Below are 19091 nucleotides of genomic sequence, written 5' to 3'. Positions count from 1 at the left end.
GGAGACACCGCAGCATCCCTGTGCCCCCGCCCGTGCGGTCCCACACGGCCCGGCCGGTCGGCCGACGGCGCCCGGGCGTCGGCCGCGCGTACGGCGGCGCGCGAATTCGATCGACAGTGCGGTTCGGCCGACCTGGGGTCCGTGCTTGTGACAGCGACCGTGCAAGACGTCGCGGCCCCCTCCGTCACGTCGGGGTGCGCGTGGTGATACGGATCGCCGCTGAGCGGGTCGTGGGCACGCTCGCGAAGTGACACCTGCCCCGGCCGTCGCTCCCTTCACGAACATCGACAATTCTGATCGCCGGATCATCACATCAGACGGCTTGCCGATCATCTTGGATCATTCCTGAGCAGACCTCTCCCCCGGCGGGTGGGCGCGCATACGGTGCGATCACGGGCGGGCACCGGAGATCGGAGCCGGCCGCAGCCAGTAACCAAGGGGAGGGCGCCGATGGCGACCGTGGAAGTGGCGTTGAAGGAAATGGTGACCGGGATCGAGGGGGCGCTGGGGGCGGCCGTCGTCGACTACACCAGCGGGATGGCTCTGGGCACCCTGGGCGGGAGCAAGGACCTGGACCTGACGGTCGCCGCGGCCGGGAACACGGACGTGATCCGCGCCAAGGTGCGCACCATGGAGCTCCTCGGCCTCAAGAGCCAGATCGAGGACATCCTGATCACGCTCGACAGTCAGTACCACCTCATCCGGCTGGTGACCGGCCGGGACGGGAACGGCCTGTTTCTGTACCTCGTGATCGACAAGGCCCGCTCGAACCTGGCCATGGCGCGCCACCAGCTCAAACGGGTCGAAGAGCAACTCGAGGTCTAGGCCTTCCGGAAAACGGGCCGACGCATGCTCACCAATTGAAGACTTCTTCAAGCCATCACTTGGAGAGGATGACAATTCATGAACGGGAGCCGCCCGGACCGAGAAAAATGAATAGGCACGACTCATGGCGCGGCTGTGTCCCCGGACACCGCCGCGCCGTGAGAGGCCACTAGACAGGCAGGAAGAACGTCATGCAGGTACCGCTCTATCAAGCCAAAGCCGAGTTCTTCCGCATGCTGGGGCATCCCACGCGCATCAGGGTCCTGGAACTGCTGCAGCACGGCCCGGTCCCGGTACGGGACCTGCTCGCCGACATCGAGATCGAGCCCTCCAGCCTCTCGCAGCAACTGGCCGTCCTGCGCCGCGCCGGCATCGTCGTGTCCACCCGAGAGGGTTCCACCGTCACCTACGCGCTCGCCGGTGGCGATGTGGCCGAACTCCTGCGTGCGGCCCGCCGTATCCTCACCGAGTTGCTGGCCGGACGGAACCAGTTGCTGGCCGAACTGCAGCAGACCGACACCTCGCCGCCACCGGCAACAGCGGCGAGCAGACCTTCCGTCGAGACCGGCGCCCACTGAACCGGGGGCTCAAGTTCCGGTCGGACGCGTCCAAGCGGGTTGTTCGTGCGACGTGGACGAGCCGAAAACCGGGTCGCCGCCGTTGTCCACGGCAGCCAAGACCGACGTGAGAAAGGCCCGACCGATGCACCGCAACACGTTCCTGCTCTCGCTGTGCGCCCTCATCACCGCCGCCGCGACGGGATTCCTCGCCACCACCGCGCTGCGCAACCACCACGACCCGCACTGACGGCGCCCCGATCACCGGCTGCCGGCCGTGGAGAACAGCCGTAGGGGCCCGTCGTCGACGGGCCCTGGTGCGGCTGCCGGCCCGGGACGCCTCCGGTCGCTCACCTCGCCGTCACGGCGGATGCTCAGTCGAGACAGAACTCGTTGCCCTCGACGTCCTGCATCACGATGCAGGACTCGTTGTCCTCATCGGCGACCAGCACCTGCACGCATGTCGCGCCGAGCGCGACCAGCCGATCACACTCGGCCTGGAGCGTGGCGAGGCGCTCCGCGCCCACGAGGCCGGTGCCGACGCGCACGTCGATGTGCACACGGTTCTTGGCGACCTTCCCTTCGGGGACGCGCTGGAAGTACAGCCGCGGGCCCACGCCCGAGGGATCACCGCAGGAGAACCAGGCACCCTGCTGCTCGGGCGGCAGGGAGCGCTCGTACGCGTCCCACGTGGCGAACCCTTCCGGTGGCGCCGGTACGACGTACCCCAGCACCTCGCACCAGAAGCGGGCGACGCGCTCGGGTTCGGCGCAGTCGAAGGTGATTTGGATCTTCCTGATCGATGACACCGGCGCACCATAGCAGGGGGCTCTGTCGCGCATCTCCCCATTAAAAGCAGGCATGTTGCCAGGCGGTGCCAGGATCCCGCGGCGAGCGTCAAGGACTCGTGCCGGCGCTCCACGGCGGCCCGAAGTCCGGCACGCCGCCGGTCCCCCGGCCGGGCCCGGCGGCGTACCGGGCGTGTTCGGTCAGCCCACCGACGTCTCGGGCATCCGCACCTCGCGCATCCGCACCTCGGCAAGCGGGGCTCTGTCCGCCGCGGAGGCGCGGGGCGCGGAGGCGCGGGGCGCGGAGGCGCGGGGCGCGGGCCAGACCTCCTCCGTGCCGAGGTAGGAACGTGCCGCCTCCAGGGCCTGGGTGACCTCGCGCGTACCGGTCGACACGCACAGGGTGTACGCCAGGTCCTGCAGAGCCGGGCTGGGGGCGGTCGCCCCGGAGAGTGTCTCCTCGGCGAGGAGGGTCTCGTACTCCTTCACGAGCCGGCGCAGGGTGGCCGGAAGCGGCATCAGCATGCTGGAAGGCTCCTTGGGGTGAGGACAGACGGGGTCATGCCGGGCGGCGGCCGCTGGTGGGCCGCGCGGGGCGCTCGGCGAGGGCTTCGTCGCGTACGCGGGCGCAACTGCGGCTGATGAGCCGGGAGACGTGCATCTGGGAGATGCCGAATCGGTCGGCTATACGGCTCTGCGTCATGCCCTCGAAGAACCGCAGGTAGAGGATGGCCCGCTCCCGTTCGGGCAGCCGGCGCAGTCCCTCCTTGGCCGCCTCGCGGTCGACCACGACGTCGTAAGCGGCGTCCGCCGCGCCCAGGGTGTCGGCGAGGCAGTAGCCCTCGTCCCCCGCGGACAGTTCGGCGTCCAGGGACAGGGTGCTGAAACTTTCCAGGGCCTCCATGCCCGCCCTGACCTCTTCCTCCGTGAGGCCGGTGTGCGTGGCGATGTCGGCGGGTGTGGGTTCGGGGGCGCCCGGGTTCTGGGTGAGTTCGCGACGGGCCACGCGTACGCGGTTGCGCAGTTCCTGCACCCGGCGGGGCACCCGCAGGGCCCACATCCGGTCCCGGAAGTGCCGCTTGACCTCGCCGGTGATGGTCGGCACCGCGTAACTCTCGAAGGCGCCGCGTGAGGGGTCGAAGCGGTCGACGGCTTTGACCAGTCCCAGGGCGGCGACCTGCCGCAGGTCCTCGATGGACTCGCCGCGGTCGCGGAAACGCGAGGCGATCCGGTGGGCCATGGGGAGCCAGGCGGCGACGAGTTCGTCTCGTACGGCCTCCCGCTCGGGTCCGTCCCCGAGTTCCGCGAGTCGGGCGAAAAGGACGGCCGTGTCGGGTGCGTCGTCGTGGTTCCGCCGCGCGGGTGGTTCAGCGGCGGGTGCGGTCTCGAGGGTGCTGGGACGGCATTTCGACGTGTCGGTGAGCATGCGGATGTGCTCCTGAGCGATCTTACGGCGGCCCCGTGGACGGCGCCCGCGGGGTCGGTTCCGAACGGTGACTGTCAGGTTTGCCGCACGGGAACGGTCCGGGGTCGCTGGACGGAACCAGCAGCCGGGCCCAACCCGCTGGGCACGCGCCTCCGGTCCGAAGCACGAAATCCCGTTTGCCCTGCGGTATCACCTGCAAACCGGGCATTCGCGTTCCACATCGGCGCACCGCATGCTCCGACGCCACGTGCGCGCTTCAGCGCCGGCCCCTCGGGTGCTCGGCGTCCTTGGAACCGACCGCCTTTCCGCTCACGAGGCGCGCCGCAGCGGCGCGATGGTGGCGGGGCCGATTGCGTCGGCACCGAACTTCGCGCGGATCCGGTCCATGGTCTCCTCGGCGACGAGCCGGGACTCGCGGGCTTGGTCCAGGCTGATCTGCTGGGCCACCTCGTCGGCGGCCACGAGATCCTCGCCCTTCAGGACGATGCCGGTCAGGCGGGCGCGCTGGAGCCCGGCGGCGTCCATCAACTGGTAGGCCAGGATGCGCAGGTCCTCGTCATGGGCCGACGGCTCGGGCAGGCGGCGTGTCCTGTCCCAGCCGGTGCCACCCGCGAACTTCAGGGTCAGGGTCAGGGCTTGGGCGGCCTGGCCGCGGCGGCGCAGCAGGTGTCCGAGCTGGACGACCAGGTCCAGCAGTGCCGCCCGGACGGTGGCGCCGTCGAGGGTGTGCCGGGGGAAGCGGTGCCGTACGCGGGCGGAGGCGGGCAGCGCCCGGGGTACGACGGGGCGGGGGTCGATGCCGCGGGCACGGTCGGCGGCGAGCCTGCCGGCCTGCTTGCCGAGGAGGCGTTGGACGGTGGCCGGGGAGACGGCGGCGAGCAGGCCGACCGTGTGGACGCCGTAGTCGCACAGGACGGCCGCCTGCCGGGGGCCGATGCCGTGCAGGGCCTCCAGGGGCAGCGGCCCGAGCCATCCGGAGACCTGATCGGCCGGGACGGCGAGGACACCGCCGGGGCCGGGGACCTGCCCGGAGGCGGTCGCGGCGACCGTGATCGTGGGACCGATGCCGACCCGGACGTCGACGCCGAGGCGTGAGATGGACCGGACTCGCAGCATCTCGCCCAGATGCGCGGCGTCGCTGCCGTGGTACCGCAGGGCGCCCTTGAGCTCCACCAGGGCGCAGGTCGGCGGCAGCGCCTGGACGGTCGGGGACAGATCCGCGATGAGTTCGAGCACCCTCCGGTACAGCTCCTCCGGCAGTCGGTCCGGGCACCGCACGTGCATCACCGTCGGCTGCGCGACCTGCGTCTTTCCGTTCTCCACGGCGGTCACCTCCACTCCCGACCATATCGAACAGGAAATCGAACACGCGAGTGGTGGCGCTTCTGGGAATAACCGTTTGGCGGATCACCGCGGCCACTGCTAGCTTTCCGGAGGCCGTGCGAGAGAACGAGGAGGTGGTACCCGTGAACGCAGTATCGACGTGGGTGCTCTCCTCCGGGGTCACGGTCGGGCGGTAGGTCGTCCGGGAGCGCCGTTCAAGCGCACTCCCGAAAGGCACGACCATGCACTTCACTTCCGAACAGCGCCTCGACGACGGTGTCCTCGAGCGCGAATTCACCCTCGGCGAGATCCCGGGCATCCTGTGGACGCCCGCGTCCGCGTCCGTATCCGCACCGGCGCCGCTGATCCTGCTCGGCCACCCTCCCCTCGGACTGCGCAGGATGTACCCCCGGCTGGCGGGGCGGGCCCGGCAGGCCGCGGCGGACGGCTTCGCCGCGGCCACCATCGAGCTTCCCGGCAGCGGTGACCGGCCCCGCCGGCCCGCCGTCGACCAGGCCCGCGCCGACCTGCGCCGAGCCGTGGAGGCCGGTGAGCCGGTCGGCGACGAGATCATCGACGCCCTCGTCCTCCCGCTGGTCGACAAGGCGGTCCCGGAATGGCAGACCGCCCTCGACGCCCTCCTTTCGCTGCCCGGGATCGGCGGCCCGGTCGGGTACTCGGGAGGAGTGATCTCCATCGGCGTCCGGCTCGCGGTGGTCGAGCCGCGCATCGTGGCCGCCGGCCTCTTCGCCGGGAGCTTCGTGCCTCGCGCCACGTTCGAGGAGGCACGCCGGGTCACCATTCCGCTGCACGTCCTGCTCCAGTGGGACGACGAGGGGAACGACCGGCAGGCGGCCCTGGAACTGTTCGACGCCTTCGGCTCCAAGGAGAAGACCCTGCACGCCAACATGGGCGGACACACCGGCGTCCCGCAGTTCGCGGGGGACGACGCGGCCCGGTTCTTCACCCGCCACCTGTAGTGAGGCCGGGCCGTCGGTCCCGCGGCCGGGGACAGGCGGTGGACGGCAGTCAGGACGCCGCTCATCGAGGACAGGGCCCCGGCCCGCCCCGGTGGCGGTGACCGGCGGACGCACGGACGCACGGACGCACGGACGCACGGACGCACGGACGCACGGACGCCCCGACCGTGGCGGCAGGCGCCATCGGCGCTGCCGGCCGGTCGGGGCGGCGGCTCAGCCGCCGCCCTACGGCCGGAGGCTCCGCGGAGCCGGGGGCAACTGGGTGATCAGCTCGTCGATGACCGGGGGGCGGAGACCGGGGCGGTGCACCGCGAGGAACTCCCGGCGCAGCGGGGCGGTCCCGGGCGGCAGCACGACCCGCTGGAGTCCGCTGCGGTCGGCGTCCGCGCTGATGACACCTGCCCGGATCACCCGATCTGACCTTGGGGAGCCCGACAGGAGCTTCAGATCGAGCTGCTTCACCATGCGTGACTCTCGCATCGCGATCCATCGCTTTACATGTACCACCCTGCCGCGTCACAGTCGGCACACCGGACGGCCCCTCACCGGTGCCGTATGCCGACTGGGCCGGTCGTCCGCGTGAACGGCGTCCCTTCCGGAAAGCTGAGGCCATGGCCATCGACCTGAACGCTCTGCGAGCCCACTTCCCCTCCCTCGGCTCCGGCCTCGCCTTCTTCGACGGCCCCGGCGGAACCCAGACCCCCCGCCCCGTCGCCGAGGCCATCGCCGCCACCCTGACCGGCCCCCTGTCCAACCGGGGTGTCACCAGCCCGTCCGAACTCAACGCCGAGCAGGCCGTGGTGGCGTTCCGGGCCGCCTACGCCGACCTGCTCGACATGCCCGCCGACGGCATCGTCCACGGCCGCAGCGCCACCCAGCTCACCTACGACTTCTCCCGTCATCTCGCCAAGGACTGGAAGAGCGGCGACGAGATCGTCCTCAGCCGGCTGGACCACGACTGCAACGTCCGCCCCTGGGTGCAGGCCGCCCAGCGTGCCGGAATGACCGTCCGCTGGATCGAGATCGATCCCGACACCGCGGACCTCGACCTCGACTCCGTCGAGCGCGCGTTGTCACCGCGCACGCGTCTGGTCGCCCTGACCGCGGCCTCGAACGTGCTGGGCACCAAGCCGCCGGTTCGGCGGATCGCCGATCTGGCGCACGAGGCCGGGGCCCTGGTGTTCGTGGACGGCGTGCACTACGCCGCCCACCACCTCGTCGACGTACCCGCCCTGGGCGCTGACCTGTTCGTCTGCTCCCCTTACAAGTTCCTCGGGCCGCACTGCGGTGTGCTCACCGGCTCCCCCGAGCTTCTGGACACCATCCGGCCCGACAAGCTCCTGCCGTCGTCCGACGCGGTGCCCGAGCGGTTCGAGTTCGGCACCCTGCCGTACGAGATCCTGGCGGGCGCCACCGCCGCCGTGGACTTCCTCGCCGCCCTCGATCCGGGCGCACAGACCACCCGCCGTCGGCGGCTCACGCACTCGCTGGCCTCCCTGCACGAGCACGAGCGGACGCTGCGCGCCAGGCTGGAGGAGGGCCTGCGAGCCTTCGGGCCCGCCGTCACCCTGCACTCCAGGGCAGCCGAGCGCACCCCGACCCTCCTGATGTCCTTCGACGGCCGTGACGCCCGCGAGGCCCAGGCGCACCTGGCCGCCCGCGGTGTGGTGGCGCCCGCCGGGTCGTTCTACGCGTACGAGCCCTTCACCGCGCTCAAGCTCGAAGACCCGGCACTGCGGGCCGGGGTCGCGCCGTACAACACCGCCGAGGACGTGGACCGGCTCCTCGACGGCCTGTCCACGTTCCTCTGACGCGGCGCGTCGGTGGCCTGCGCGTCAGCTCCGGCCCGGGCGCACCGGTCGCACCGGCAACGCTTCGACGCTGTTGCCGATGAAGCTGCGCTGACGGGGCAGTTCCGCCTCGGGGACGGCGAGGTCGAGGTCCGGGAACCGGGTGAACAGCCGTTCCAGGGCGATCGTGGCTTCGAGGCGGGCGAGCGGGGCGCCCACGCAGTAGTGCGCGCCCTGCCCGAAGGAGAGGTGCCGGGCCGCACCGGGCCGGGTGACGTCGAAGCGGTCGGCGTCCGGGCCGTGGAAGGCCGGGTCGCGCCCGGCGGCGGTGTAGCCGGCGAGGACCGGGGTGCCCCTCGGGATCACGGTGCCGCCGAGGTCCAGGTCGCGGGTCGGGTAGCGGAACGGGAACCAGCTGACCGGGCCGTCCCAGCGCAGCGTCTCGTCCACCACGTCCGACCAGGTTGCCCTGCCCTCCAGGACCAGTGCAAGTTGGTCACGGTGGGTGCACAGGGCCCGTACGGCGTTGCTGATCAGGTTGAGTGTGGTCTCGTGTCCGGCGACCAGCATCAGGCGCATCGTTCCGATGAGTTCAGCCTCGCTGAGCCGGTCGCCGCCGTCCTCGCGGGCGGCTGTCAGGGCGCTGGTCAGGTCGTCGCCGGGGGTGGCCCGGCGGGCGGCCGCGATCGTGCCGAGCAGCCCGACGAGTTCGCGTACGGCGGCCATCACCTCCGCCGGAGTGGTGTCGGTGGCGATGATCACCGTGTAGCTCAGCTCGTGCACCCGGCCCCGGTGCTCGGGGTCGACGCCGAGCAACTCGCAGATGACGCTCAGCGGGAGCGGGAGCGCGAAGTGGGTGCGCAGGTCGGCGATCCCGTCGGGGTCCTCGGCCGCGGCCCGGCCGAGGTCGTCGAGGAGACCGGCGGTCAACTCCTCGATGCGGGGCCGCAGTCGCTCCACCTGGCGGGCGGTGAAGGCGTTGCCGACGAGGGAGCGCAGGCGGCGGTGGTCGGCGCCGTCGGCGGTGTGCATGCCCTGGGCGTTGGCGAAGACCCGCAACGGCCAATCCGCTGGAATCGTCCCGTCGTTCAGGGCCGGCCAGTGACGGGCGTCCTTGGCCACGTCGGGGTGGGACAGGAACTCCTTGAGCGCGTCGTGCCCCAGGACGACCGCGGCGGGGACCCCGCCCGGCAGGGTGATGTCCGCGACGGGCCCCCGGGCCCGCAGATCGGAGTTCAGGGCGTGCGGGCAGCCGCCGGCGGCGTCGACAGTATGAGCGGACGCGGAAGCGGGGATAGGGGACGACAAGCCGGAACTCCTGACCGACGGAACGGATACCGGCCCAACAGTGCGGCTCCGAAGCCCTGTTGCACAAGTCGGTCCCGCCGACGTCTCGGCCGGCGCCCCGGCAGAACGCCTGACCGGACAGCCGGGGGGCTTCCCGAGCCGTAACCCCTGGCTACGCGGCGGGCACCCGCAAGGCGGCGAGTACCGGGAGGTGGTCCGTGGCTGTGCGGAGGTCCTGTTCCGTGATGCCGGGGAGTCCCATCGGTACCCCGCAGCCCAGTACCTCCACGCCCGGCGTCGCGAAGACCGCGTCGATGCGTTGTAGCGGGTCGCCCAGCCTGGTCGTGTGCTCGCGGCCCCATGGTCTTGTCGCCCAGCCGTCCTGCAGGGCGTCCGCGAGGAGGCCGAAGGTGCGGCCGTCCGGGCGGTCGTTGAGGTCGCCCGCGGCGACGGCGTGCGGCACGTCCAGGGCGGACAGCCGGTCGAGGAGCAGCCGGCCCTGTTCGTAGCGCTCCTGGTCCTGGATGCTCAGATGACAACTGAGCACGCCGAGCCGGGCCCGGCCGAACCGCAGCACGGCGGTCGCGAAGCCACGCTGGTGGAGGCCGGGGATGCGGGGCAGCAGGACGTCCTCGGTGCGCTCCACGTGGGCGCGGAGCGAGGAGAGGATCATGGGGCCGGAGGCGGTGGCGCCGCCGGAGACGTACACCAGCCCGGAGGTTCGGGCGAGGCGGGCGGCGGCCTTGCGCCAGCGGAAGAACCGCGGCGCCTCCTGAACGCAGACGACGTCCGGCCGGCAGGTCCGGATCACCCGGGCGAGGGCCTCGACGTCGTCGCGCATGGAGCGGATGTTGTAACTGAGCACGCGCACGACCACGGAGCCGTCGGACTGCGTCGCCGATTCGGGCAGATCGCGCACGGCTCCCCTTTCCCTACCGCGACAACGGCCGGCTCCTCGTCCACTGTAAGCGTGAGCGCGGGAGTGAGAGTCCCTGGGGGCACGTCCGGACCGGACGTACAGAACCGTGCTACCGGGTCCGTTCAGTGGCAGGTGAACGACTTGTCGGTGAGACTCGTGCTCAGCGTGCAGGTCCGACCGCGCACCGAACCGCCCGTGCGGTGGAAGGTCAGGTCCCAGGTCCCGTTCTCGCCACTGCGGCGGCTACGGCGACAATCCGATGCTTCATGTTCCGGCTCCTCCGTCGGAGTGCCCGCGTGCCTGGGCAGCGGCCCCTCGCATCGCCGAGGGGTCACACCGGGAAGCGTCACCGACGCCCTCGCTCCGCGCACCAGCAGGAGGACAGATGGGCTAGTACCGGAATCACTCCGGATGCCGCACCGGCTGTCGCAGCGTGCGGCCTCGTCGCCGTGCCCACCGGGCGGTGATCGACCGGCCTGGAGGGACCCGGCGTGGGGTACGACCTCGGCAGGGCGGCCGCGGAACTACTCCCCGACGAGGACCGGCCGGGCCACACGCGCCGCCGGCTGGTGTTCCCGCCTCGGCTCATCGAGCGCAACTCATCCTGACCGCAGCGCTGTTAGGCATCGGGGTCCTCCGGTTCCTGCCGGGCACGGACGCCGCCCAGTGCCCGGGCCGGTCGAGACCGGTCCGGGCTGCGCTCGTTCCCCGGTGATCCCAGGTCACCAGGAGCCGCCGCCTCCCCCGCCGCCGAAAGAACCGCCCTCGCCGGAGCAGGTGGGGGAGTTGCCGGAGGCGGCGGTCGCGGCCAGGGTGCGGGACGGGTCGGACGGGAACTTGCGGGACGCGGCGACGCGCAGCCGCAGGTCGGCCCCGCGCGGAGTGGGGCGGGACAGCTCCCGGCCGAGGATCAGGAGTCCCAGCGCGGTGCGGACGGCGAACGCTCCGGGTACCGCGTACGCCCACCATGGCTGCCCGGGGTGCCCGGCAAGCAGGGCGGCCGGCGATCGTCACTCCCAGCGCGGGCAGTATCAGCGGCAGCCCCAGAAACAGGGCGTTCCCGTCGGCGGTGGACCGGCCGAGGTGCGGCTGCTCGCGCGGGCCCGTCGTCCGGCTGTCCTGCTCCAGCCAGTCGCCGAGGCGCTGCCGGCCGAGGCAAGAAATGGGTCAGCAGGCGATGGGCCTGCTCATAGACCGCTCCTCAGCTCCCATGAGCCGGGAACTGAGCCAGCTGATCCTTCACCCAGGGGTCGTAGATCGCGAGCCGTCGTGCGGCCGCGGGATCGAACCAGGCCACCTGGCCCGCCACCCAGGGATCGATGTGGCTGTGCCCGGCGGTCGGCCGCGACGCGTGATGGGTGGCCGCCGTCGCGGCGGTGACAGGTGACGCCGGCAGTGAGCCGGCCGCGCTCGCGGGGCCACCCACAGCGACCAGCGCGCTCACAGCGGCCACAGCGGAAACACCCGTGACGGCACAACGTCGTATCAGCTTGCTCACGGTCTGTCCTCCAGCATCGTCTAGCGACGGATCCAAAGCGGAATCAGTGGCTCCGGTCGGCTCGCCTACCCCGCCCCATCGGCGCCACACCCCTGTCGTCGACATACAACGAGAAGGTCGGTGTCGCACGGAGATGGTCTCCGCGCGGCACCGACCCGTCAGTGATCAGCCCTGCGTACCGCCTGATCAGCCCTGCGTACCGCCCTGCGTGTTCCCGGAGCCGCCGCCCTGGGTCCCGCCCTGGGTGTTGCCGTTACCGGCACCCTGGGTCCCACCCTGGGTGTTGCCATTGCCGGCACCCTGGGTGCCGCCCTGGGTGTTCCCGTTACCGGCACCCTGGGTCCCGCCCTGAGTGTTGCCGTTACCAGCGCCCTGGGTCCCACCCTGAGTGTTGCCATTGCCCGCACCCTGCGTACCACCCTGGGTGTTGCCGTTACCGGCACCCTGGGTCCCGCCCTGGGTGTTGCCGCCCTTGGGCATGGCAGCGTTCTTCGACGAGCTGTTCTTGTTGTTGCTGTTCTTGTTGTTGCTGTTCTTGTTGCTGTTGCTGTGACTGCCGTGGTGCTGCTGGTGATGGCTGCTGGCGTGGGAGGCGCTGTGGTGCTTCATCATGGGCGCGGCCTCCGCGCTGGCGACACCGAGGGTTCCGGCGGCGAGAGCGGCGATGCAGGAGATACCGGCGATACGGGCGGCCAGGTGACGTCGGGCGTTCAGCATGAGAAATCCTTAGGAAGCTGTTCGGGGGGACTAGGGCCGGTCGGCCTTTCGTGTATTCATTTCAGCCCGCCGGGCCGTCCCCGCACGTCCCCCGACCGGCCCACCCACCGGCTGACCAGCACCTCCACCGGTTGCGGCGAGGGCGGCGTCGGTGTCCGCCGCGGCCAGCAGGGCGTTGATGTGGGAGCCGGCCAGGGCGCCGGCGGCTGCGGAGGCGCCGACCTGGGCGACGAGGTCCGTGGCGTTGCCCGCCACCCACACACCTGGCACCTCGGTGGCACCGGCCGTGCCCGAGGCGAAGCGGCGGCCCATGTCGTCGGGCAGGTCCTCCATGGGCAGCTTCAGACCGTCCAGGCCGTCGGTTCGGGCCCGCATCCGCGTGGCGACCGCGAGGACGCGCCGTGCCACGACCTGTCCGTCGGCCAGCCGTACTCCCGCGAGCGTGCCGTCCGTGCCGGTGACGACCGCCCGCACCGGGACGTCGACGATGCGGATGCCGCGGGCGGCGAACCGGGCCCGGGTGTCCTCGTCCAGGGAAGTGCGGTCGGTGAAGTAGACCAGGTCCTCGGTCAGTTGGCGGAAGAGGAGGGCGTGGTGGACGGAGGCGGGACCGGTGGCGAGGATGCCGATGGGCTCGTCGCGCACCTCCCAGCCGTGGCAGTACGGGCAGTGCACCACGCCGTGTCCCCAGTGCTCCGCCAGGCCGGGGATCCCGGGCAGTTCGTCTCGCAGGCCGGTGGCCACCAGCACACGGCGCGCTGTCGTGCTCCGGCCGTCGGCCAGGGTGACGGTGAAGCGCAGGTCGCCGTCGGGCGACACGGGGGCGTGTTCGGCCGAGGCCACCTCGCCGGAGACGACGCGGCCGCCGTACTGGCGGACCTGTTCCCGGCCCCGGCGAAGGATCTCGGAGGGCGGGGTGCCGTCCAGGACGATGAATCCGTGCATGGCGTCGGCCGGCGCGTTGCGCGGAGTGCCGCTGTCGATCACGATGACCGAGCGGCGGGAGCGGGCGAGCATCAGCGCACCGTTCAGACCCGCGGCACCCCCACCGATCACCACCACGTCGACGGTCTCGTCGGGCAGTGCGTCGCTCGCGTATGGAGAGGTCGTCTCAGTCATGTTCTCCTGCCGTTTCCTCGTGGGTGGCCCGAGACGTTCCGGACCGTTCGCGCACGACGCTAATCCCGCCTTGCGGAGGAGGCATACCATGTTGCCCATGACGCATGAAGATGGTGAGCTGGACGGCCTCGTACGCAAACGCATCCGGGCTCTGCGGTTGGCGCAGGGCTGGTCCCTGGACGAGCTGGCCACCCGCGCCAACCTCAGTCAGTCCTCACTGAGCCGCATCGAGAACGGCCGGCGCCGGCTCGCCCTGGACCAACTGGTCATCCTCGCCCGCGCCCTGGGCACCACACTGGATCAACTCGTGGAGACCGCCGCCGACGACGTGATCAGCAGCCCGACGATCGACGCCGCCCACGGTCTCCTGCGCTGGGCCCTGAAGGCCGACCCCGGTATGAGCGTGATGCGCCGGCGCATGACCGAACCGCCGCCCGAGAATCCGGCGCACATGCGCGCCCACCCCGGCCACGAATGGCTCGTCGTACTGTCCGGCACCGCCGTCCTCATGCTCGGCCACCGCCAATTCCGCATAGAGACCAACCAGGCCGCCGAGTTCCCCACGATGATGCCGCACGCCATCGGCGCCGAGGGCGGGCCCTGCGACGTGCTGGGCATCTTCGACCGCGACGCCCGCCGGGGCCACCAGCGCGAGGGCGGCGACGACGCCCAGGGCGCCTACGGCTGACCGCCGCGACGCGTCGGGCGCCCGTGACCGACCAGCTCCGAGTGACCGCCCGATCCAAGCGGGCAGCGGCGTCTTGCGCCTCCGGCAGCACATCCCGCGATCGTCTTGCGTAAATCGGGAGGACCTGTGCCGCAGACGCATGAAGGTCCTACTGTGACGGCATGGATCACCCGCATACGCACGCGCACACCCTGCACCGCGACGCTCACCACGGCGGTCAACCCGGCGTTCGGCACACCGCCCAGCCCGGCCGCCACCAGGAGCACGAACCCGACGACCAGGCGGAGCTTCTCGACCTGGACGCCGAGGTCCTCGCGGAACACATAGCCTCCATCACGGCGTGGCTGCCGCTGAGGACCGCACCCCGCCGGATCGTGGACCTGGGCTGCGGCACCGGCGCGGGCACCTTCGCCCTCCTCGACCGCTTCCCCGACGCGCACGTCATCGCCGTCGACACGTCCGCCGGGCACCTCCAGCACCTGCGCAAGAAGGCGTGCGCGCGCGGCCTGGAACAGCGCGTGCGCACCGCGCAGGCCGACCTCGACGACCCGGCCTGGCCCGCTCTCGGCTCACCTGACCTGGTGTGGGCGTCGGCCTCGATGCACCACATGGCCGACCCGGAGCGCGCCCTGCGCAACGTGCGCGAAGCGCTCACCCCCGGCGGCCTGTTCACCGTCGTCGAGCTGGCCGGCTTCCCACGCTTTCTGCCCGCGAACGCCCCCGAGGACCGGCCCGGCCTGGAAGAACGACTCCACGCCGTCACCGACCGCGTCACAGCCGAGCACATGCCCCACCGAGGCGCCGACTGGGGCCCCATGCTGACCGCGTCCGGCTTCGCGATCGAGGGCGAACTCACCGTCACGGTCAACATCGAGGGTTCCTGTAGCGAGGCGATCGGCCGCTACGCACTCGGCGGCCTGCGACGCATCCGCGGCGCCGCCGCGAGCGACCTCTCCGCCGACGACCTCACCGCGCTCGACCGGCTCCTCGACACCGACAGCCCGCACAGCATCCTGCGCCGCGACGACCTGGCGGTGCGCACCGAACGCACCGTGTGGGCCGCACGCCGCGCCTGATCCCGAGCACGCCCGGCCGCCGGCCACGGTGGCCGCGACGGCGAGTGTCCGCGACCCTTCCGGCAGTTGATCAACAGGGCGTGATTCAGCGCCGAGCATGAGATCGTCACGCTCGCACTGGGCCGGCATGCCGCGCGGGGGGCTCGTGGGGCTGATCGCGGGCATGCTGATGGGCGGCTCGGGCGTGGACGCGGATCTGTGGACCACGCGTACGACTCACACCCCTCGCCACGATAGGCACCTCTGGCCCACCGATCCCCGCTTCGCGGGAAGTTGAGGAGGCGTCAGTCGACGCTCGCCGTCCGGCGCGTGTGCGGCCGGTGCCCAGCGGGCCGGCCGTGCCCACGCGTGCCGCACCCCCGGGCGACGACGCACCGTCCGATGGTGACAGAGGGCGAGAGAACGCCACATACCGTGGTTCCATTGCGGAAAACCGTAACTACGTATTGAATCGCCTAAATTTGTTCGGATAGGGATGCATCCGGCGTCCTGCGGATCGAGATCACCGCGATCCGCGTCGCGGACGTCCAGCCGGGCAAGCAGCCGAGCGGTGAGCGGAGGCGACAGTCGACCGTGATGAGTACCAGAGGCGGCGATGCGAACGACATCGGCGCGTCCATACCCCATGCCTCCCGTCCGCCGCACCAGCCCTGGGGCTTGCGGACCGTACCCCCCGTACGGCCCCTGGAACGCCATCGCATGCGGATGCGGCTGCTCGACGCAGTGGGCGAGGACCGGCCCGATGCCGAGGTACTGCTGACCGCGCTCCAGCACGCCGTGGCCGAGGTGCGCGGCCTGGGCGGCATGGTGCACCTCCCGGGCGGCGGCATGAGCGGCATCCTCTACCTGGTCGCCGACAGTGGCCTGCCCGAACCCATGACGCGCCCCTGGCTGATCATCCCGGTCCGGGGCACGGCTCCGCCCAGCATGGCCGCGCGCGACGACGGCCTCGCCTGGCAGCCCGAACTGACCCCGCCCGACCCGGTGCCCGGCCGGGACCCCGCCGCCCTGTGGCCCTCCCGCCTTCCGGCCGGCATCGGTCACCTCGCCGTCCCGCTTCCGGGCGACGGGCGGCGGCGCGGCGCCCTCTCCGTCCTCTTCGCCCCCGGCGACCGGCCCACCGCGGCGGAATGCGCGTTCCTGGACGAGGTGGCGGCCTGGATGTCCGCCGGACTCAGGTCGTCCGGGACCCTCAACCCCTCCCCCACCCTGATACGCGCCCTCGAGGACGGACCGGGCACCCGGGAGGAACCCCGGCCGGGCACCGGATGTGCGCCCGCCCTCAGGTACACCTGGGACCTGTGCACCGGCGCACTGACCGCCGACCGGCCCGTCGAGGACGTGCTGACCGGCATCGACCCGCAGGTGATGCGCGGCGGCATAGAGGCGTGGGCGGCCCTGATCCACCCGGACGACCTGCCCGGAGCGGTCGCCGGCTTCGACACGGGCATCCATCTGCGCGGCGGCTTCCAGAGCGAGTACCGGATCCGGCGCCAGGACGGCACGTACCTCTGGATCGAGGCGCGCGCCCGGACGATCACGGACGACGAGGGCACACCGGTCATGGTCGCCGGCACCCTCCGCGACAGCAGCGAGACGCACGCCGCCGCAGAATCCGTGGGACGGGCGTTGCGACACATGAGCGACGGCTTCGTGGCCCTGGACGCCGACTGGCGCATCGGATTCCTCAATCCGGCCGCCGAGCGGCTCTTCGGCGCCGCGGGCGAGGTGGCCGGAAGCCTGCTCTGGAACATCCCCGCGGTCCGGGCCGTGCCCGAGCTGGAGCAGTTGTGCCGTACCACGGCGGCCGAGGGCCGGCCGACCGAATTCGACGTACCGGGTCCTGAGGGAACGTCCTGGTACCACCTGCGGCTGGTGCCGGTGCCGGAGGGCCTCACGCTCTACATCACCGACACCACCGAGCGGCACCTGCGGGAGGCCGAGCGGGTCGCCGCCGAGCGCGCGGCCGCCGAGCGCGCGGCCCTGGTACAGCGGGTCACGCGGGAGCTGGCCGAGGCCGTCACGGCGCAGGACGTGATGGCGGCGGTGGCCGACGGTGTGATGGCACCCCTCGGGGCGACCGGGCTCGTCATGCTCGGCATGGCGGGCGACCGGCTGGCCGTGGTCGGCTCCCAGGGGCACCCGGACCGCTTCTGCCGGCTGCTGGACGGCATGTGGACCGTGGGGGACGCCACAAACCCGGTGGCGGACGCCCTGCGCACCCGCACCCCGCTCTGCATCTCCTCACCCGAGGAGATCGTCAAGCGCTATCCCGGTACCGGGACCCTCCTGCGGGAGGGCGGCAAGCAGGCGTGGGCGATCCTGCCGCTGGCGGTGTCAGGGCGTGAGATCGGCGCGGCCGTGATCTCCTTCGACCGGCCCCGGACACTGGACGACGACGAACGCACCCTGCTCACCGCACTCAGCGGGCTGATCGCACAGGCCCTGGAACGGGCCGGGCTCTACGACGAGGCGACCACGCGGGCCCGCACCCTGCAACGCAGCCTGCTGCCGCAGGCCCTGCCCGAACTGCCCGAGGTGACGACGGCCGCGAGGTACCAGCCGGCCACCCAGGGCGCCGACATCGGCGGCGACTGGTACGACGTGATCCCGCTCTCCGCTGCCCGTGTGGCGCTCGTGATCGGCGATGTCATGGGCCACGGCATGGCCGAGGCCGCCACCATGGGCGGCCTGCGCACCGCCGTGCGCACCCTCTCGGAACTGGAGCTGCCGCCCGACGAGATCCTCGGCCACCTCAACGACATCGTCGGCGAACTGGGCACCGACGCCTTCGCCACCTGCCTGTACGGCGTCTGGGACCCGGTGACCCGCCGCCTGTCCTACGCGAGCGCCGGCCAGCCACCGCCCGCGGTCGCCCACCCCGACGGCACCGTCACCTTCCTGCCCATGGCCCCCGACCCGCCCCTGGGAGTGGCGGCTCCCCCCTTCGAGACGCTGGAGACCGTACTGCCGGAAGGCAGCCTGCTCGCCCTGTACAGCGACGGCCTGGTGGAGAGCAAGGACCGGGACGTCACCACCGGCATGAACCACCTCGCCGCGCTCCTCTCACAGTCCGTACGGACCATGCCCGCCGCACCGGGGGACGCCTTCGACCTGGACGCGCTCTGCGCCTCCCTCACGTCCGCCCTCCTGCCGTCCCACGGCGCGATGGTCGACGACGCCGCCCTGCTGCTGGCCCGCCCGCACCCGCTCGACGCGCGCGACATCGCCGAATGGCCGCTGCCGGAGGACCCCATGGCGGCGGGCCAGGCCCGCGAACTGGTCCGCGCTCAGCTCACCGACTGGCAGCTGGCCGACGAGGAGCTGCTCATGACCACCGAACTGCTGGTCAGCGAGCTGGTCGGAAACGTCGTCCGGCACGCCTGCGGTCCCATCCGGCTGCGCATGCTCCGCGGCCGGGCTCTGATCTGCGAGGTCTCCGACGCCAGCCTGACCACACCCCACATCCGCCACACCTCGGCCACCGACGAGGGCGGCCGGGGCCTGCAACTCGTCTCCGCGCTCTGCCAGCGCTGGGGCACCCGACACACCAGCACCGGCAAGTCCATATGGACCGAACAACCCCTGCCGGCGGATGCCTGACCCCTCGCGGTGGGCCCCTGCGCGTGGGGAGCCCGTGGCTCGTCGCACCGCCGCCCGCTCGCGGCACCCACCGCCCCGACTGCCTACTTCTGCTGGCCTTCTTCGCGGGCCTGCCGGAAGGCGTCGGAGATCGTCTCCGCGGCACCGGACAGTGCGCCCTTGGTCTTGCCGCGGGCACCGGACTCCATCATCTTGCCGGGCAGTTCGGTCAGCCCGGCCGGCTTGCGCGGGCCCGACTCCAGGTCGAGGCGGTTGCAGGCCTCGGCGAAACGCAGGTAGGTGTCGACACTGGCGACGACGATCCGTATGTCGATCTTGAGGATCTCGATCCCGACCAGGGAGACCCGGATGAACGCGTCGATCACCAGTCCCCGGTCCAGGATGAGTTCCAGCACGTCGTAGAGACCGCTGGAACCGCCACCGCCGCCACTCTGCTGCGTCGCCACCGTCATCGCCATCAACCCCTTGCCCTCGTCGTCCGGCCACCCCGCCCAG

The 19091-nt window shown here is 71.7% G+C and carries 18 protein-coding genes; 7 read left to right on the top strand and 11 right to left on the bottom strand.

The annotated features are described in order from the left end of the window. The first annotated feature begins 450 nt into the window (after window positions 1-450). The gene (locus V7E45_RS16755) at window positions 451-825 is read left to right on the top strand and encodes a hypothetical protein (protein WP_133924777.1); all 375 of its coding nucleotides are present in this window, start codon (window positions 451-453) and stop codon (window positions 823-825) included. Window positions 826-1016: 191 nt separating this feature from the next. Further along, complete coding sequence (locus tag V7E45_RS16750; protein WP_333774970.1) at window positions 1017-1403, top strand: ArsR/SmtB family transcription factor; 387 nt, start codon at window positions 1017-1019, stop codon at window positions 1401-1403. 353 nt (window positions 1404-1756) lie between these two features. On the opposite strand, the gene V7E45_RS16745 is transcribed toward V7E45_RS16750, so the two are convergent. The 4 genes from V7E45_RS16745 to V7E45_RS16730 form a co-directional block, all read right to left on the bottom strand. Beyond that, complete coding sequence (locus tag V7E45_RS16745) at window positions 1757-2191, bottom strand: VOC family protein (RefSeq protein ID WP_333774969.1); 435 nt, start codon at window positions 2189-2191, stop codon at window positions 1757-1759. A gap of 180 nt (window positions 2192-2371) precedes the next feature. After that, window positions 2372-2695 carry a DUF5133 domain-containing protein gene (locus tag V7E45_RS16740; protein WP_333774968.1) on the bottom strand — a complete coding sequence of 108 codons (324 nt, stop codon included), beginning with the start codon at window positions 2693-2695 and terminating at the stop codon, window positions 2372-2374. Between the two features lie 34 nt (window positions 2696-2729). Beyond that, on the bottom strand, window positions 2730-3596 hold the full coding sequence (locus V7E45_RS16735; protein WP_333774967.1) for a SigB/SigF/SigG family RNA polymerase sigma factor: 867 nt from the start codon (window positions 3594-3596) through the stop codon (window positions 2730-2732). 309 nt (window positions 3597-3905) lie between these two features. After that, window positions 3906-4880, bottom strand: a complete 975-nt coding sequence (locus V7E45_RS16730; protein WP_333775016.1) for a DNA polymerase Y family protein — start codon at window positions 4878-4880, stop codon at window positions 3906-3908. A gap of 281 nt (window positions 4881-5161) precedes the next feature. On the opposite strand from V7E45_RS16730, the gene V7E45_RS16725 reads away from it, so the two are divergent. Beyond that, window positions 5162-5899 carry an alpha/beta hydrolase gene (locus V7E45_RS16725; RefSeq protein WP_333774966.1) on the top strand — a complete coding sequence of 246 codons (738 nt, stop codon included), beginning with the start codon at window positions 5162-5164 and terminating at the stop codon, window positions 5897-5899. Window positions 5900-6124: 225 nt separating this feature from the next. Here V7E45_RS16725 and V7E45_RS16720 read toward each other — a convergent pair whose 3' ends face one another. After that, window positions 6125-6310 carry a hypothetical protein gene (locus V7E45_RS16720; RefSeq protein ID WP_333774965.1) on the bottom strand — a complete coding sequence of 62 codons (186 nt, stop codon included), beginning with the start codon at window positions 6308-6310 and terminating at the stop codon, window positions 6125-6127. A gap of 200 nt (window positions 6311-6510) precedes the next feature. Here V7E45_RS16720 and V7E45_RS16715 point away from each other — a divergent pair, with 200 nt between their 5' ends. Further along, the gene (locus V7E45_RS16715) at window positions 6511-7710 is read left to right on the top strand and encodes a cysteine desulfurase-like protein (RefSeq protein WP_333774964.1); all 1200 of its coding nucleotides are present in this window, start codon (window positions 6511-6513) and stop codon (window positions 7708-7710) included. 24 nt (window positions 7711-7734) lie between these two features. Here V7E45_RS16715 and V7E45_RS16710 read toward each other — a convergent pair whose 3' ends face one another. The 5 genes from V7E45_RS16710 to V7E45_RS16690 form a co-directional block, all read right to left on the bottom strand. Beyond that, entirely contained in the window at window positions 7735-8997 is a 1263-nt protein-coding gene (locus V7E45_RS16710) for a cytochrome P450 family protein (RefSeq protein ID WP_333774963.1), read from the bottom strand. A gap of 151 nt (window positions 8998-9148) precedes the next feature. Beyond that, complete coding sequence (locus V7E45_RS16705) at window positions 9149-9895, bottom strand: endonuclease/exonuclease/phosphatase family protein (protein WP_333774962.1); 747 nt, start codon at window positions 9893-9895, stop codon at window positions 9149-9151. Window positions 9896-11096: 1201 nt separating this feature from the next. Then, window positions 11097-11393: a hypothetical protein gene (locus V7E45_RS16700; protein WP_333774961.1), complete on the bottom strand. Its 297-nt coding sequence runs from the start codon at window positions 11391-11393 to the stop codon at window positions 11097-11099. Window positions 11394-11579: 186 nt separating this feature from the next. Then, window positions 11580-12110: a hypothetical protein gene (locus tag V7E45_RS16695; protein ID WP_333774960.1), complete on the bottom strand. Its 531-nt coding sequence runs from the start codon at window positions 12108-12110 to the stop codon at window positions 11580-11582. Between the two features lie 30 nt (window positions 12111-12140). Continuing rightward, window positions 12141-13229 carry an NAD(P)/FAD-dependent oxidoreductase gene (locus V7E45_RS16690; RefSeq protein WP_333774959.1) on the bottom strand — a complete coding sequence of 363 codons (1089 nt, stop codon included), beginning with the start codon at window positions 13227-13229 and terminating at the stop codon, window positions 12141-12143. Window positions 13230-13326: 97 nt separating this feature from the next. On the opposite strand from V7E45_RS16690, the gene V7E45_RS16685 reads away from it, so the two are divergent. From V7E45_RS16685 to V7E45_RS16675, 3 genes are all read left to right on the top strand, one after another. After that, window positions 13327-13917, top strand: coding sequence for a helix-turn-helix domain-containing protein (locus V7E45_RS16685; protein WP_333774958.1), 591 nt, complete (start codon window positions 13327-13329; stop codon window positions 13915-13917). Between the two features lie 161 nt (window positions 13918-14078). Then, window positions 14079-14993, top strand: a complete 915-nt coding sequence (locus tag V7E45_RS16680; RefSeq protein WP_333774957.1) for a class I SAM-dependent methyltransferase — start codon at window positions 14079-14081, stop codon at window positions 14991-14993. Between the two features lie 657 nt (window positions 14994-15650). Continuing rightward, entirely contained in the window at window positions 15651-18596 is a 2946-nt protein-coding gene (locus V7E45_RS16675) for a SpoIIE family protein phosphatase (protein WP_333774956.1), read from the top strand. A gap of 83 nt (window positions 18597-18679) precedes the next feature. On the opposite strand, the gene V7E45_RS16670 is transcribed toward V7E45_RS16675, so the two are convergent. After that, window positions 18680-19048 carry a gas vesicle structural protein GvpA gene (locus V7E45_RS16670; RefSeq protein WP_317441245.1) on the bottom strand — a complete coding sequence of 123 codons (369 nt, stop codon included), beginning with the start codon at window positions 19046-19048 and terminating at the stop codon, window positions 18680-18682. Window positions 19049-19091: the final 43 nt, after the last annotated feature.

The organism is Streptomyces sp. IBSBF 3136 (assembly GCF_036815105.1).
Taxonomy (GTDB): Bacteria; Actinomycetota; Actinomycetes; order Streptomycetales; family Streptomycetaceae; genus Streptomyces.
Note: the sequence above shows the minus strand (reverse complement) of the source record. Positions and strands in the feature narration are given on the sequence as shown.